Annotated in this window: 12 protein-coding genes; 5 read left to right on the plus strand and 7 right to left on the minus strand. The window is 70.4% G+C overall.

What is annotated here, in order from left to right; all coding sequences use genetic code 11:
- Positions 1 to 200: 200 nt before the first annotated feature.
- Positions 201 to 1,073, minus strand: a complete 873-nt coding sequence (locus tag Cco03nite_RS09055; RefSeq protein WP_203691022.1) for an NAD(P)-dependent oxidoreductase — start codon at positions 1,071 to 1,073, stop codon at positions 201 to 203.
- A 211-nt stretch (positions 1,074 to 1,284) separates the two neighbouring features.
- Entirely contained in the window at positions 1,285 to 1,806 is a 522-nt protein-coding gene (locus Cco03nite_RS09060; protein ID WP_203691024.1) for a MarR family winged helix-turn-helix transcriptional regulator, read from the minus strand.
- Between the two features lie 90 nt (positions 1,807 to 1,896).
- Here Cco03nite_RS09060 and Cco03nite_RS09065 point away from each other — a divergent pair, with 90 nt between their 5' ends.
- The 3 genes from Cco03nite_RS09065 to Cco03nite_RS09075 all read left to right on the plus strand — a co-directional run bounded on the left by Cco03nite_RS09065 (position 1,897) and on the right by Cco03nite_RS09075 (position 4,971).
- Positions 1,897 to 4,038, plus strand: coding sequence for an MMPL family transporter (locus Cco03nite_RS09065; protein ID WP_203691026.1), 2,142 nt, complete (start codon positions 1,897 to 1,899; stop codon positions 4,036 to 4,038).
- A 124-nt stretch (positions 4,039 to 4,162) separates the two neighbouring features.
- On the plus strand, positions 4,163 to 4,303 hold the full coding sequence (locus tag Cco03nite_RS09070) for a hypothetical protein (protein WP_203691028.1): 141 nt from the start codon (positions 4,163 to 4,165) through the stop codon (positions 4,301 to 4,303).
- Positions 4,304 to 4,461: 158 nt separating this feature from the next.
- Positions 4,462 to 4,971 (plus strand): FBP domain-containing protein, encoded by a 510-nt coding sequence (locus Cco03nite_RS09075; protein WP_239167233.1) that lies wholly within the window; start codon positions 4,462 to 4,464, stop codon positions 4,969 to 4,971.
- A 54-nt stretch (positions 4,972 to 5,025) separates the two neighbouring features.
- Here Cco03nite_RS09075 and Cco03nite_RS09080 read toward each other — a convergent pair whose 3' ends face one another.
- Together Cco03nite_RS09080 and Cco03nite_RS09085 are read right to left on the minus strand one after the other, a co-directional pair.
- Positions 5,026 to 5,682, minus strand: a complete 657-nt coding sequence (locus Cco03nite_RS09080) for a TetR/AcrR family transcriptional regulator (protein ID WP_203691032.1) — start codon at positions 5,680 to 5,682, stop codon at positions 5,026 to 5,028.
- Positions 5,683 to 6,070: 388 nt separating this feature from the next.
- Positions 6,071 to 6,907 carry an oxidoreductase gene (locus tag Cco03nite_RS09085; RefSeq protein ID WP_203691034.1) on the minus strand — a complete coding sequence of 279 codons (837 nt, stop codon included), beginning with the start codon at positions 6,905 to 6,907 and terminating at the stop codon, positions 6,071 to 6,073.
- Between the two features lie 160 nt (positions 6,908 to 7,067).
- Between Cco03nite_RS09085 and Cco03nite_RS09090 the strand changes: the two genes are divergently transcribed.
- On the plus strand, positions 7,068 to 7,949 hold the full coding sequence (locus Cco03nite_RS09090) for a helix-turn-helix domain-containing protein (RefSeq protein WP_203691036.1): 882 nt from the start codon (positions 7,068 to 7,070) through the stop codon (positions 7,947 to 7,949).
- 130 nt (positions 7,950 to 8,079) lie between these two features.
- Here Cco03nite_RS09090 and Cco03nite_RS09095 read toward each other — a convergent pair whose 3' ends face one another.
- The 3 genes from Cco03nite_RS09095 to Cco03nite_RS09105 form a co-directional block, all read right to left on the minus strand.
- A complete protein-coding gene (locus Cco03nite_RS09095) occupies positions 8,080 to 8,703 on the minus strand; it encodes a flavodoxin family protein (protein ID WP_203691038.1) in 624 nt (207 codons plus the stop codon).
- A 143-nt stretch (positions 8,704 to 8,846) separates the two neighbouring features.
- Positions 8,847 to 10,262 (minus strand): MFS transporter, encoded by a 1,416-nt coding sequence (locus tag Cco03nite_RS09100; protein ID WP_275412019.1) that lies wholly within the window; start codon positions 10,260 to 10,262, stop codon positions 8,847 to 8,849.
- Positions 10,263 to 10,377: 115 nt separating this feature from the next.
- Positions 10,378 to 11,442: an MBL fold metallo-hydrolase gene (locus tag Cco03nite_RS09105; protein ID WP_203691042.1), complete on the minus strand. Its 1,065-nt coding sequence runs from the start codon at positions 11,440 to 11,442 to the stop codon at positions 10,378 to 10,380.
- A gap of 330 nt (positions 11,443 to 11,772) precedes the next feature.
- On the opposite strand from Cco03nite_RS09105, the gene Cco03nite_RS09110 reads away from it, so the two are divergent.
- Complete coding sequence (locus Cco03nite_RS09110; RefSeq protein WP_203691049.1) at positions 11,773 to 14,055, plus strand: LLM class flavin-dependent oxidoreductase; 2,283 nt, start codon at positions 11,773 to 11,775, stop codon at positions 14,053 to 14,055.
- Positions 14,056 to 14,094: the final 39 nt, after the last annotated feature.

The following is a 14,094-nucleotide window of genomic DNA, read 5'->3' on the forward strand; positions in this document are numbered from 1 at the left end:
AGACAGCCGGCCGGTCATGGCGTCGGGCGCGGCGTGCCTGTCGCCGACCGTCACAGTGACCATGCGGTTTGGCCGACGGCGATCAACCGGCCGGCAAGGTGAACCTGTTCGATGCCACCCAGTTCGAACCCCGGGCGTGCAATTAGTCGGATCAGGTCGGTGAACCGCGGCCGCGCCCCCGGCGCGTCTCGGGCGTGTGCTCAGCTCCCGTGGCCGTCGGCGGAGGCTTCGGGCTGGGTGAAGGCCTCGACCACGGCGGCGATGTCGGCGTCGCCGAGACCGGCTGCGGACGCCCGCGCGTACAGGTCCCTTGTCACCGTCAGCAGTTGCGGCGCGAGCCCGGTCCGGCCGGCCGCCTCCACCATCAGGTCCAGGTCCTTGCGTATCCCGTCGACCGCGAACGACGGCGCGTAGTCGCCGGACACCATGGCCGCGCCCTTGATCTGCGCGTACGGCGCGCCGGTCGGGGTGCCGTCGATCGCCTCCAGGAACAGCCACGGGTCCAGGCCGAGGACCCGCGCGAACTGCACGGACTGCGCGACCCCGGCATTGAGCAGCGCCACCCAGCAGTTGCACACCAGCTTCAACGCGCTGGCCGGTCCCGGCATGTCGCCGACCACCACGGTGCGGGAGCCGACCGCCTCGAACACCGGCCGGCATCGGTCGAGCAGCGACGGATCACCGGACGCGAGGACCACCAGCGTGCCGTCCTCGGCCGGTTTCCTGGTCCCGAGGACCGGCGCGTCGACGATACGGGGCACCCCCTGGGCAAGCTCCCGGATGCCGTCGACGCCGACCGTCGCCGACTGGATCCACACCGCGTCCGGGCCCATCGCGGCGGTCAGCTCATCCTTGACGGACAGCGTCGCACCCGCGTCGAACAGCATGGTGACCACGGCCTGCGCGCCGGTCACCGCCGCTGCGACCGTCGACGCCGGCACCGCGCCGGCCGGGGCCAGTTCCCGGGCCCGGGCCGGGTCACGGTTCCACACCGTCACCTCATGCCCGGCGCGAAGCAGCGATCGCGCCATCCCGGCGCCCATCGCACCGGCCCCTATCACCGCTACTCGCATCAGGCGCCTTTCGGTGACTTGTCAGGCCGACGTCGCGCTACTCGACGTCGACGGGGCAGACCAGCCGCCGGGGGCAGGGCCAGTCTACGGCTCGCCGAGGCCGGCGGGGCCCCTGGCCAAGGAAACCGTCGGTGCGGCGGCTCACCACCGGCACTCTCGATGTCCAAGACCCCGACACGCCGGGGTGCGCGTCGTACGGTCCGGGAGTGGCTCAGCGGGCCTCGGGTGCGCGGGCGCCGGTGGAGCGCTCGCCTCGCGCGGCCTCGCGTGAGGCGACGATGGCGCCGGTCATCCGGCGGATCACGGCTGCCGCGACGACCAGGTCCTCGGTCGGCAGGTCGACCACGGCCTCGGCCATGCGCCGGCCGAGCGGCTGGAAGAACTCCCTCGCCATCTCCAATGCGGTGTCGTTCATCGACAGGGTGATGCGGCGGCGGTCGCGCGGGTCGCGGATGCGCTCGACGTGCCCGGCGTCCTGAAGCCGGTCGATAAGCGAGGTGGTGGCGGGAGCGCCCAGGCCGAGCCGGGCGGCGAGCTCCCCCGCGGTGATGGGGCGGCCTGCCTCGTCGCTGACGGCGATCCACATGATGGCGTTGAGGTCGTTGCGGCCGAGGCCGTGGGTGCGGGCGAAGACGTCGACGAACACGTCGCTCTCGACCGAGCTGGCCTGCAGTGCTCTGGTGAGTTCGTCGAACGCGGCGGCCCGGTCGGTGGGCCCCGTTTGCTCTGCCATGGCCCACACCCTATCATTTCGATAGTCGAACTATTCGCTCATCGAATGGTTGCGTCGTCCACGAACTGCCGGAGAACAGGAGCCAAGACCATGGGTGCGCGCCTCGCCACGTGGATCACGAGCCGGCTCGGAGCGGGACTCATCCTGCTCGCGACCGTGGCTCTGTCCGCGCTGGTGTTCCTGACCAGCCCTGCCCAGCCCGCAGCAGGCCCGACCGACGGCCTGCCCGAAGGCAAGCAGTCCACTCGCGTCACCGAACTGATGGACCGCTTCGCCGGCGGCCGGACCGAGTCCGCCATCATCGTGTTCGAACAACCCGACGCCGCGCTCACCGAAACCGACCGCCAGACCCTCGACGGCGTACGCCAGACCGTGTCAGGCCGTGACCACATCGGCGACCTGCCCCCGATCGGCTACGCCGACGACGGCCGGGCCGCCCTGCTGGTCGTGCCGTTCGAAGCCGACCTGCCCGACGAGGTCAGCAACGCCACGGTCGACGGCCTGCGCGCCGCGCTGCGCGACGCCGCCCTGCCCGACGGAGTCACCGCACAGGTCACCGGCGGCGCCGCCTTCGGCCGCGACATCTCCGCCGCCTTCGCCGGCGCCGACACCACCCTGCTCGCGTCGACCGCGATCGTGGTGGCCCTGCTGCTGCTGGTCACCTACCGCAGCCCGATCCTGTGGATCGTCCCGCTGACCGTGATCGGCCTGGGCGACCAGCTCGTCGCCAAGCTGCTGCCCTGGATCGGGCACCTGCTCGGCGAGCCCACCGACGCCTCCGTCGCCGGCATCGTCTCCGTGCTCGTCTTCGGTGCCGGCACCGACTACGCGCTGCTGCTCATCTCCCGCTACCGCGAGGAACTGCGCCGCACCCCCGACCGCCGCACCGCGCTGGCCACTGCCGTACACGCCGCCGGCCCTGCCGTCATCGGCAGCGCGGGGACCGTCATCCTGGCCCTGCTCACCCTGGTCTTCGCCGTACTGACCAGCAACCGCACCCTCGGCATCGCCGCCGCGGCCGGCGTCGGCGTGGCCCTGCTGTTCGGGCTCGTGGTGCTGCCCGCCGCGCTGGCGATGCTGCCCCGCGGGGCGTTCTGGCCACTGGTGCCCGCCGTCGGCAGCGCCGAGACCAACGAGACCGGCATCTGGGCGCGCATCGCCCGGCTCGTTGGCCGACGCCCGGTCGGCGTGCTGGCCGCCGCCGCCCTCGTGCTCGTCGCGCTCGGGGCCGGGCTGCTGACCACCACCATCGGACTGTCGCAGACCGAGCAGTTCCGCACCGAAGTCGAGTCGGTCCAGGCGCAGCAGACCCTGGCCGCCCACTTCCCCGCCGGATCCTCCCAGCCGCTGCGGGTCGTCGTGCCCGCCACCGCGGCCGGGCAGGCAGCCGACACGGCCCGGCAGACCCCCGGAGTGTCCGCGGTCGGCCGCGCCGAGCAGTCCGCCGACGGCACGCTGGCGCTGCTGCCGGTGCAGCTGACCGACGAGTCGGGCACCGCAGGCGCCGACCGCGCGGTCACCTCGCTGCGCGAACGCCTTTCCGCGGTCGCCGGGCCGCAGGCGCTGGTGGGCGGAGCGGCAGCCGCCGACCTCGACCAGCGTGACGCCAACGCCCGCGACAACGCCGTGGTCGCCCCGCTCGTGCTCGCGGTGGTGCTGATCGTCCTCATCGCACTGCTGCGCTCGGTCGTCGGGCCGCTGATGCTGCTGGCCACCGTCGTGCTCAGCTTCGCCGCCAGCCTGGGCGCGGCGAGCCTGGTGTTCGCGGCGCTCGACATCCCGGCGCTGGCGTCCAGCGTCCCGTTGCTGGCGTTCCTGTTCCTGGTCGCGCTCGGCGTGGACTACAACATCTTCCTGGTCAGCCGCGCGCGGGAGGAAACCGTGGCACGCGGCGACACCCGGGCGGGCATGCTGCGGGCGCTGTCGGCGACCGGCGGGGTCATCACCTCGGCCGGGGTGCTGCTGGCCGCGGTGTTCACGGTCCTGGGCGTGCTGCCGGTCATCGTGCTGACGCAGCTGGGCATCATCGTCGGCATCGGTGTCCTGCTCGACACCCTGCTGGTGCGCACCCTGGTGGTGCCGGCCCTGGCGATGCTGCTCGGCGAACGATTCTGGTGGCCGTCGCGCCCGGCATCCCAGAGCGCCGCGCTCAATGCGCCGCGTCGGGAGTACGCCGCCGACCTCCGCCCGGCCGGTGCCGAACGGCGTGAGACCGCGACGGCCGAACACTGACCACCCTGTGTCCACTCTGCGCGGGTAAACGGACAACCATTCGCCAGCGCGAACGAAGCGGCGGCCCGTCGTCGGGCCGCCGCACCGGGCAGGCGACCGCGACACCAAGCTGTGGTTCCTCGTCATGCACCTCGGCGACCAGTATCGGGTGCCGGTCGCGGCGGCGATGGCCGTCATCGGAGTGGCCCTGCTCTGGTGGGGCACCGTCCTGTCACGCCGATGGGAACGGATGGCGTCGCTGGAGCCAGAAGTGCCCGAACCCTGAGCGTGGGACGTCCGGTCGAAGGGCAAGGCAAGCCCGCGTTCGCGGGCATGCTCTGCCTTTCGCCCTCACCTGCGCGAAATCGAGTGGACGGGTGCCGCGCGACCGGCCACTGTGGGCCACGCCCCCTGACCTGACCTGACAGGATGATCATGCAAACCATGACCGCTGCCGAGATCCGGAACTGCTTGGCGAACACGTCGAAAGGCGAGGCCCAACGGCTGACGCTGCCCGCGTCACCCGAGCTCGTCCCCTGGGCTGACCTGGACTTCCTCGGCTGGCGCGACGCCAAGGCGCCAGGTCGGGCATACCTGGTGACACCGTTGGACGCCACGGTCGTCGGGCTGGCGCTGAGCGCGACCGTACCGCCCCGGAGCCTGATGCGGTCGAACATGTGCCAGTTCTGCCACACCATGCACGACGCGGCCTCCATCGCCCTGTTCTCGGCCCGGCTGGCCGGTGCGGCCGGACGTGCGGGCAACACGGCCGGGACATATGCCTGCACCGACCTGGCGTGCTCGCTTTACATTCGCGACCTGCGCAAACCGTTCCTGCCACAGCCGCAGGAAACGCTCACCGCGCCGGAGCGCGTCGCACGGCTGCGGCTCAAGGTGGCCGCGTTCGTCACCCGGGTGCTCGACGGCTCATCGGGCTCGCGCCGAGCAGCGTGAAAGGGACTGCTTCGGCAGACCTCGCGTCGCCACGTGCCTGCTGATCGACAGCGGCTACTTGTCACGCACGCGCGAGCGCCGAGGCTCGCTGCCCGGCGAGGGGCGGCGAAAGACTCCGTACCACCAGGTTGCGGCCAGCTCGCGGGCGGCGGCGTCGTCGCTGTTGTCCTCGCTCGTGGTGACGTGCCGCAGCAGGAAACGGTCGCCACCGTCGATCATCAGCCGGGTCGCCGCCTCGACGTGGACGTCCGCAGGCGTGCGCCCGGCCGCCAGCTCCTCGGCGAGCACCTGCCGGACGTTGGATCGGAACGGTTCGAGCCGGGAGTCCCAGAAGTCACGCACGATCGGGTCGTACGCCGATGCTTCGTGTACCGCGGCGAGGATTTCGGCGTTGGCCCGGTAGGTGGCGATGACCTCGCCGAACGTGGCGGTAAGCGCGTCCAGGCCGGCCAGCGGACGCCACGCGGAGGCGATGCCGAAGGAGGTCTGGCTCATGGTGTCGGCCAGCCGCAGCAGGAGCTGCGTCTTGTCGGCGAAGTACAGGTAGAACGTCGACCGCGCCACGCCCGACTCGGCCGCGATGCGCTGCACGCCCAGCTCGGTGTAGCCGGCGCCCTCGCGCAGCAGGCGGCTGACCGTGCCGAGGATCTGCGCCTCGACCGGCAGGCGGCGCTCGGCACCAGCGGACGGGCGTCGAGTGATGGACGGCATACGCGGATCTTAGAACGTCCTGCGTCGTGGCCGATGGTGGCAGCGGCGTGGCCGGATTCGGATGACCTGCCGCTGCCACCCTGCGCCTTTCTGGCGGGCGGAGCAAGGTGCCGCCGCCGTGCCCGTGTGCTTGTGCCGTTGCTCGGTTCAGCGCCGGATGAAGTTGTACGGTGCCAGCCCATACCGTGACAGGCTGCCCAGCGAGATTCGGGCGCGGTTGTTGACCTTGCGGTGGCGGCCGCGGTGCGACCAGCGTTTCATGGTGGAAGCCACGAGGGCGATTCCGCGCGGTTGAATCGAGAACATCGGTTCGACTCCACTGTTCGCGAAACGTGATTCGGTTTCGGTGATTGGCCGCACGCGTGTGCGTTCTTGGAGATTTCGTTGCTCAGGGTGTGGCGAAGTCGGTGCTCAGAGAGATTTCGCGCCATATGTCCAGCTCGGCGCGTGCGGAACACAGTTTGTTCTCGATGTCGTGGACCGCGGCTGCGCCGAGGGCGAGCCGGGCAGGCATCGCATCGGTGTCGACCACCGCCAGGATCGCCTCGGCGGCCTTGACCGGATCCCCGTCCTGGGCGTGATTGCTGCCGTCGGCCCACGCGCGCATCGCACCGGCGCTGTCGCCGTAGCCCTCGATCTCGACCGCGGCGCGGTGCAGGGAGCTGCTGTCCAGGAAATCGGTGCGGAACGGGCCCGGCTCGATCGCGGTCGCCTGGACGCCCAGCGGCCCGAGCTCGACTCGCAACGACTCCGTGAGCGCTTCGACGGCGAACTTGGTCGCGCAGTAGACACCCCAGCCGGGCCAGGACACGAACCCGCCGACGGAGCTGAGGTTCACGATGCGGCCCTTACCGCGCGCCCGCATGACCGGCAGCACCGCCCGTGTGACGGCCAGCAGACCGAACACGTTGGTCTCGAAAACTGCGCGGACCTCCGCGTCCGAGGCCTCTTCGACGGCGCCGAGCAGGCCGCGACCGGCGTTGTTGACCAGTACGTCGATGCCGCCGAACCTCGCGCTCGCTGCCGCGACGGCGGCTCTGGCCTGTGCCTCGGAGGTCACGTCAAGTTCGACGGCCAGCAGTTGCTCGGCGAATCCCGGCAACGACTTCTCCGCGACCTGCGGGTCGCGGGCGGTGGCCACGACGTTGTCGCCGCGCTGCAGGGCCTGGCGGGCGATCTCCAGTCCGAAGCCGCGGGACGCTCCGGTGATGAACCATGTCGTCACGTGTATGCCTTTCGCAGTGGACCGCTGACCGGCCCGGTGGACGCCTTCGACGGTGCCCGGGCGGACCGGGCCGGGCCAGGCAGCGCTGCACCGTGGGCAGCTCGTGCCTGGGATTGCCAGTACCAGGCAGCCGGCGCGGCGGTGCGCCGATAATGGCCGTATGGGCAGGCGGGAAGAGGCCGGCACGGCGCTGGGGGACTTTCTGCGCGCGTGCCGCAGCCGTGTGCGCCCGGATGAGGTCGGGCTGCCTGAGGGGAGCCGAAGCCGGCGGGTTTCCGGGCTGCGACGCGAGGAGCTCGCATCCTTGGCGCACCTGAGTGTCGACTATCTGGTCCGTCTGGAGCAGGGCCGGGCTGTTCGGGTTTCGCCGGAGGTGCTGCAGGCCCTGTCGCAGGCGCTGCGGTTACGACCTGACGAGCACGAGTATCTGATGCGGGTGGGACAGGTGCGCCCCACGGCTCGGCCGGCGCCGCAGCGGGTTCAGCCCCGGACGCGGCAGCTGCTGGACGGATGGCGGGAGTTCCCCGCGCTGCTGCTGGGTCGCCGCATGGACGTGCTGGCATGGAATCCGCTCGGTTCGGCCCTGATGGGCGATTTCGGCGCGCTGCCCGCGGGGCGGCGAAATCTGGTTCGGCAGGCGTTCACCGACCCCGCATACCGCACGTTGTACGCAGATTGGGCCGCCTCGGCCCGCGAGTGCGTGGCTTACCTGCGCATGGACGCGGCCCGATGGCCTGACGATGCGGCGCTGGGCGAACTGGTGCAGGAGCTGTCGGAGCAGGATGCCGACTTCCGGCGCTGGTGGGGTGACCACCGGGTCCGGGCGCGGGCGTCTGGACGTAAGCGGCTGCAGCATCCGGTCGCCGGGCCGATGGACCTGGAGTTCCAGTCACTGACGGTCGCTGACGACCCGGACCAGGTGCTGTTCGTGTACACCGCCGCCCCCGGTTCGCACACGCAGGAGGCGCTGCGGTTCCTGGCGGCCTGGTCCACCGGCCCGCAGGAGCCCGCGACCGGTAGGCGACACCGCCGCGCCGCGTAGCGGCTCCGGGTTTTCCGGAGCATGTCCCGAGGCGTCCGCGCCGCCGGTGCGGTGTCGGCCTGGTGGCTTGACCCCGGTCGGCCGGAGGACCCGCGGAGCGTCGATGTCCGGCGGGTCCTCCGGTGGCCTTTCAGGAGGCGTGGCCGCTCTTGAGCGCCCGGGCGATCTCGACGACGCGCGTGGCCTGGTGCCTGGCGGCGTTTCGGGTGTCCGCGGCGACCGAACCGATCTCGTTGCCGGGCTCCACGAGGTGGGAGGTGCCGTAAGGGTTGCCGTCGACGAGTTTGACGGGGTCTGTGTAGCCCGGCGGCACGATGATCCCGCCGAAGTGATGGATGGTGTTGTACAGCGCCAGCAGGGTCGATTCGTGGCCGCCGTGGCGGGTCGTGGCGGAGGTGAAGCCGCTGTAGACCTTGTCAGCGAGCTTGTTCTGGCTCCACAGCGGCGAAAGCGTGTCCAGGAACTGCTTGAGCTGGGAGGCGATGTTGCCGAATCGGGTAGGCGACCCGAAGATGACGGCGTCGGCCCATTCGATGTCGTCGAAACTCGGGGCCGGGATGGTGCTGGTGGCGGCGTGATGGGCGGCCCACGCCGGGTTGGCGCCGATTGCCGCAGGTGGAGCGAGTTCGCTCACCTTTCGGACGCGGACCAGTGCGCCGGCATCTTCGGCTGCCTTGCTCATCTCGTTGACGATCTCGGTGCCGGTGCCTGTCGCGGAGTAGTAGATCACTGCAAGGTTGATGGGGTGGGACATCTCTGATCCTTTGCTGGGTGGGGCGTGGTTGGTACAGCGGGTGTCCGCGGCAGGCTCGTGAGGAACACTGGCCTGGGCGGGCGAGCAGCAGCAGCAGCAGCAGCCTGAGATGCAGGACGTGGTGGACCGGCTGGCTGCGGAGGTCAGGGCTGAGTCGTCTTGGACTGCGCGTCGGGTTGGACTCGTCGGGGCAGCAGCAGCGACACCGCTGTTGCGGCTAGCCCGGCGACGGCCAGGATCCAAAATCCGCGGGTGAAGCCGGTTTCTGCCGGGCGACCGTCGGCCCGGGTGTACGCGCCGACGACAGCCGCCATGATCACCACGCCGAGCGAGCCGCCGATGGTTCGCACGTTGGCGGTGACGCCGTTGGCCACGCCCGTCTGGTCGGGGCGCACGGCCGCCACGATGACGTTCGACATGGTCGAGATGCCGATACCCAGAGCTACTCCGAGCAGCGACAGCGCGGTAAGTACCAGCCACCTGCTGTCGTGGCCGAGTGCGAGCATCACGGTCGAGGCCGCCTGCGCCGCCGACGCTGCGACGAGCACGGCACGTGACCCGTGCCGTCGTTCCAGCCCTGCGGCGGCCAGGCCTCCGGCGAACATGGTCACGGTCATCGGCAGCAGGATCAGTCCCGCTTCGGTGACGCTTGCCCCGAACCCGTAGCCGGCTTCGGGCGGGGTCTGCACGTACACGGGCAGGAACGTCATGACCGCGAACAGGCCGATGCCGAACAGCAGCGATACGAGGTTGGTGGCCCAGATCGCGGTGGCGCGCATCATGCGAAGGTCGATCAGTGGCCGGTCCGAGCGCCGCTCGACCATGACCCAGGCGATGGCCAGCACGCCGGCGGCGGCCAGCGGGAGGATCACCGACGGGGACGTCCAGCCCCAGCGGGCTGCCTGGGTCAGCGGAACCAGCAATGCGATCAGCCAGCCGGCCAGCAGCATGGTGGCCGGCCAGCTGACAGGGCTGGGATTGCGCGACGGCGACGGGGGGACCCCGACCTTGGCGGCTGCGGCCGCTGCGATGCTCAGTGCGGCCGGGATCCAGAACAGCGAGCGGATGCCGAAAGCGTCGGTCAGCGGTCCGGCCAGGACCGTGCCGGCGCCGCCGCCCACCGCGGTGAGCGCCGACACGATGCCGATGACGCCCGGCACTTCAGCCCGGGGAACTTCGTCGCGCACGATGCCGAAGGCCAGTGGCAGCACGCCGCCACCGACGCCCTGGATCACCCGTCCCACGAGCATGAGTTCGATCCCGGGCGCCAGTGCCGACAGCACCGATCCGGCCGCAAGCGTGACGAGCGACGCGAACAGGAGGCGATCCTTGCCGTGGCGGTCGCCCAGGCGCCCGATCACCGGCGTGGCCACGGAGGCCGACAGCAGGAAGGCTGTCATCACCCAGGTCACCAGGGTCGGCGTGGTGTGGAGTTCTTGCTGCAGGGCCGGCAGCACCGGGGTGAGAAACGATTGGAACAAAGCGAAGATGAACGCGGCCAGCAGAACGGCTGCGATGACGGTTCGTGGTGCGGTTGCGTGCGTGGTCGTCGGTGACATGTTGGTCCTGCCAGAGGTGCGGGAGAGCCGGCGATCGCGGAGCGGTGACGGCCGGTGTGGAATGCGGCTCGTGCCCGCCGGAGTCCGGGCACGAGCCGCGTCGAGCAGGGGGCGGTCAGGCGATGTACGCAGGGCCGCCGTTGCCCTCGGCCTGGTAGCCGTGGTGGGTACGCTCGGTGCGGGTGGTCTCGGCGACCGTCCAGGCGTGGTACTTCGTCCACACCGTCGCGCCGGCCAGCCGCTCAGGCCAGGTCTGACCGTTGGAGGTCGTCTTGGTGAGCGTCTTCTCGGTCGCGTAGTTCGCGATCGAGTTGATCCAGTTCTCCGCGCCGACCATCTGGTTCTCCCGGCCCAGGCCCACGACGAAGCCTTGCAGGGCCTCGGCGTTGCTCATCTCCCACAGCGCCTCTTCGGCGTAGCCGAGCAGGTCGTGCCAGTACTCGCGGACGACCTCGACGTCTTCGCGGGTGCCCCAGCGGGAGATGTGACCGCCGATCAGCGCCTTGAAGTCGTAGGAAAGGATGTCGTCGTGGGCCTGGTAGAACCCGCTGATGTTCTCCGACACGTCGCAGTGGGCGAACGTCACCGAGCCAGGGCTGACGATGTCGATCTTCGTGAGGACCTTCTGCGCCGGCCCGTAGATGTAGATGTTGCCCGGGCAGTGGTCGGCGCCCTTGTAGGACAGCTCCAGCTTGGTGCCGCCCACGTCCAGGGTCGCGTCGGTGCTGAACGTCTCCGTCGGGAGCGGCCGGTACCTGTCGGGGAAACGGGTAAGCAGCTCACGGGTGATGTCGTGCGCGATGATCTTCACGTTGGGACCGAACTGGGACGCCGCGCCGATGTGGTCGGAGTGCCAGTGGCTGTAGACCAGGTGCGTGACCGGCTCCCGGGTCACTGACCTGATCGCCGACTGCAGGTTCTCCCCCAGCCCGGGCGGGGCGTCGATGACGATCACGCCGTCGCCGGTCACCACGAATCCGGCGTCGTACCCGGCAGGGCTGGTCACCCAGTAGAAGTTGCCGCCGTCGCCGACGTTCTCGACGTGGTAGCCCTTCGCGTAGAAGGACGGGTCGTCGAGGTAGTCGGGCATGAACTGCTTGGGCGACGGAGCGTTGCCCTCCACCACGGACTTCGGGAAGCCCCACTTGCTCGGGTAGAAGTCGCCGTACTTGCTGGCCATTCTCTTGCCTTCCTTGTGTGAGCGCGGCCTGTTGACCGCACGAGCCGGTCGATCGTACACATCGTCGGACACTGTGTCCGATCGCTGCTAAGCTCGACCGACCTGCGAAATTGCCCCCCGACGCATTCGCTGCTTTCGCTCTCTGATGAGCCGTGCGATAAATGTTGTTGGGCAACTCATTTGTTCAACAATACATCTGCTCGACAACGCGTCCAGTCGTCGTGACCCACGTCTCGCACGACCCCGAACCCACCAGATAGGTTGTTGACCAAAACTTTTGCTGACTACACTATCGATTGTTCAACTACTTGAGAGCTGGGAGCACGGGCCATGCCCGATTACGGACACGAGTTGCTGTTCGGAACCTTCATCACGCCAGGCGCCGATGATCCCGACCGCGTGGTGGCGCTCGCCGAGCTGACCGAGGCCGCCGGCCTCGACCTCGCCACCTTCCAGGACCACCCGTACAACCCGGGCTTCCTCGACACCTGGACCCTGCTGAGCTGGGTGGCGTCGCGTACCCAGCGGCTGCGGGTCTCAGCCAACGTGCTCAACCTGCCACTGCGCCCGCCTGCCGTGCTGGCCCGCGCCGCGGCCAGCCTTGACCTGCTGTCCAAGGGCCGCTTCGAGCTGGGCCTCGGGGCCGGAGCGATGTGGGACGGGATCGAGGGCATGGGCGGCCGCCGGCTCACCCCTGGACAGGGCGTGCAGGCGCTGCGCGAAGCCATCGACATCCTGCGCGGCGCCTGGGACACCTCCACCCGCGCCCTGTTACGTCAGGACGGCAAGCACTACTCCGTTCCCGGGATGCGCCGCGGCCCGGCGCCGGCTCACGACATCGGCATCTGGCTCGGCGCCTACAAGCCCAAGATGCTCGAACTGACCGGCGCGGCAGCCGACGGCTGGCTGCCGACGCTGGAATACCTGCAGTCCCCGGACCGGTTCACCGCCAACCGGCTCATCGACGAGGGAGCAGAGAAAGCCGGCCGTGACCCGCGCCAGATCCGTCGGCTGCTCAACCTGTTCCAGGTCGACTTCGCCGCCGCCGGCCGCGGATTCCTGCAGGGCCCACCCGGCCAGTGGGTCGAGCAACTGCTGCCGATGGTGCTCGACGAGGGCTTCAGCGCGTTCATCATCGGCCGCGACGACCCCCGGCTCATCCAGATGTTCGCCCAGGAGGTCGCCCCCGCACTGCGGGAGGCCGTCGCCCGCGAAAGGGCCCGCACCGGTGTTCCCGCCGCGAGCTCGCGCCCGGCGGCAGTGCTCGCGCAGCGACTACCCGGCCTCGACTACGACGCCCTTCCTCCCGCACTGGCCGCGCACGCGGTGGAACCCGGCGACCGCGACTACGAACGCGCCCGGCACAGCTACATCCGCCGGGGTTCGCCCGCGCTGGTGCTGCGGCCCGGCGTCGCCGCCGAGGTCGCCGACGCGATCCGGTACGCCCGCGGTCAGGGCGTGCCGTTGTCGGTACGCAGCGGCGGGCACGGCATCAGCGGCCGCTCCACCAACGACGGCGGCATCGTCATCGACCTGTCCCGCATGAACAGCGTCCAGGTGCTCGACCGCGACCGGCGGCTCATCCGCCTCGAACCGGGCGCCCGCTGGGGCGAGGTCGCCCGCCAGCTCGCACCGCACGGCCTGGCGATGAGCTCCGGCGACTACGGCGACGTCGGCGTCGGCGGCCTGGCCACCACCGCCGGCATCGGCTACCTCGCCCGCCGCTACGGCCTCACCATCGACCACGTCGTGGCCGCCGAGATCGTCACCGCCGACAGCCGCATCCTGCGCGTCGACGCCGGACACCACCCGGACCTGTTCTGGGCGATACGCGGCGCGGGCGGCAACTTCGGCGTCGTCACCGCCCTGGAGCTGGAGGCCTACGAGGTCGCCGACGTCGCCGTCGCCCAGCTCACCGTCGACGCCGACGACACCGCGGGCCTGCTGACCCGCTGGGCGGCCCTGGTCGAGCAGGCCCCGCGCGAACTGAGCAGCTTCCTGTCGGTGTTCGGCACTGCTCGCGGCCCGATGGCCCGGGTCACCCTGGTCTACGCCGGAGACGACGTCGAGTCGGCGCAGCACGCGCTCACCCCGTTCGTCGACATCGGTCCGCTCCTCGGCCAGCAGGCGCAGCTCATGCCGTACGCGACGCTGGTCGCACCACCGCACAACCGCCACCACGGCCAGGGACTCGAGGACACCCGCAGCGGGCTGCTGCACCACATCACCGCCGAAGCCGCGGCGAGCATGCGCTCGATGATGCACTCCGGCGAGGTGTCGGTGATGCAGATTCGCAGCGTCGGCGGCGCCGTCAACGACGTGGAGCCCGAGGCCACCGCGTACGCCCACCGCAGCCAGAACTTCTCCGTGATCGCCGCTACCGACCCCGAACGCGTCGCGCACCTGGACCGGCACTGGGCCGACCTGCGGCCCCACCTGGACGGCATGTACCTCAGCTTCGAGACCCGCGACGACCCGAAGCTGCTGACCGAGGCGTTCCCGGGGCCGACGCTGAGCCGGCTGCGCCGGATCAAGGCCGAATACGACCCCGACAACGTGTTCAACCGCAACTTCCCGATCCCTCCGGCGCGCGACGTCGTGCCACAACGCTGAGGCAACGGACCCCCCGAGCCATCACCGGCCGGGCAGCAA

Origin of the sequence: Catellatospora coxensis, assembly GCF_016862635.1 — a bacterium.
GTDB classification, from domain to species: domain Bacteria; phylum Actinomycetota; class Actinomycetes; order Mycobacteriales; family Micromonosporaceae; genus Catellatospora; species Catellatospora coxensis.

Coding starts and splice junctions, on each gene's coding strand:
- Cco03nite_RS09055 (WP_203691022.1), bottom strand. CDS start 1,073: ATGCGAGTAGCGGTGATAGGGGCCGGTGCGATGGGCGCCGGGATGGCG.
- Cco03nite_RS09060 (WP_203691024.1), bottom strand. CDS start 1,806: ATGGCAGAGCAAACGGGGCCCACCGACCGGGCCGCCGCGTTCGACGAA.
- Cco03nite_RS09065 (WP_203691026.1), top strand. CDS start 1,897: ATGGGTGCGCGCCTCGCCACGTGGATCACGAGCCGGCTCGGAGCGGGA.
- Cco03nite_RS09070 (WP_203691028.1), top strand. CDS start 4,163: ATGCACCTCGGCGACCAGTATCGGGTGCCGGTCGCGGCGGCGATGGCC.
- Cco03nite_RS09075 (WP_239167233.1), top strand. CDS start 4,462: ATGACCGCTGCCGAGATCCGGAACTGCTTGGCGAACACGTCGAAAGGC.
- Cco03nite_RS09080 (WP_203691032.1), bottom strand. CDS start 5,682: ATGCCGTCCATCACTCGACGCCCGTCCGCTGGTGCCGAGCGCCGCCTG.
- Cco03nite_RS09090 (WP_203691036.1), top strand. CDS start 7,068: ATGGGCAGGCGGGAAGAGGCCGGCACGGCGCTGGGGGACTTTCTGCGC.
- Cco03nite_RS09095 (WP_203691038.1), bottom strand. CDS start 8,703: ATGTCCCACCCCATCAACCTTGCAGTGATCTACTACTCCGCGACAGGC.
- Cco03nite_RS09100 (WP_275412019.1), bottom strand. CDS start 10,262: ATGTCACCGACGACCACGCACGCAACCGCACCACGAACCGTCATCGCA.
- Cco03nite_RS09105 (WP_203691042.1), bottom strand. CDS start 11,442: ATGGCCAGCAAGTACGGCGACTTCTACCCGAGCAAGTGGGGCTTCCCG.
- Cco03nite_RS09110 (WP_203691049.1), top strand. CDS start 11,773: ATGCCCGATTACGGACACGAGTTGCTGTTCGGAACCTTCATCACGCCA.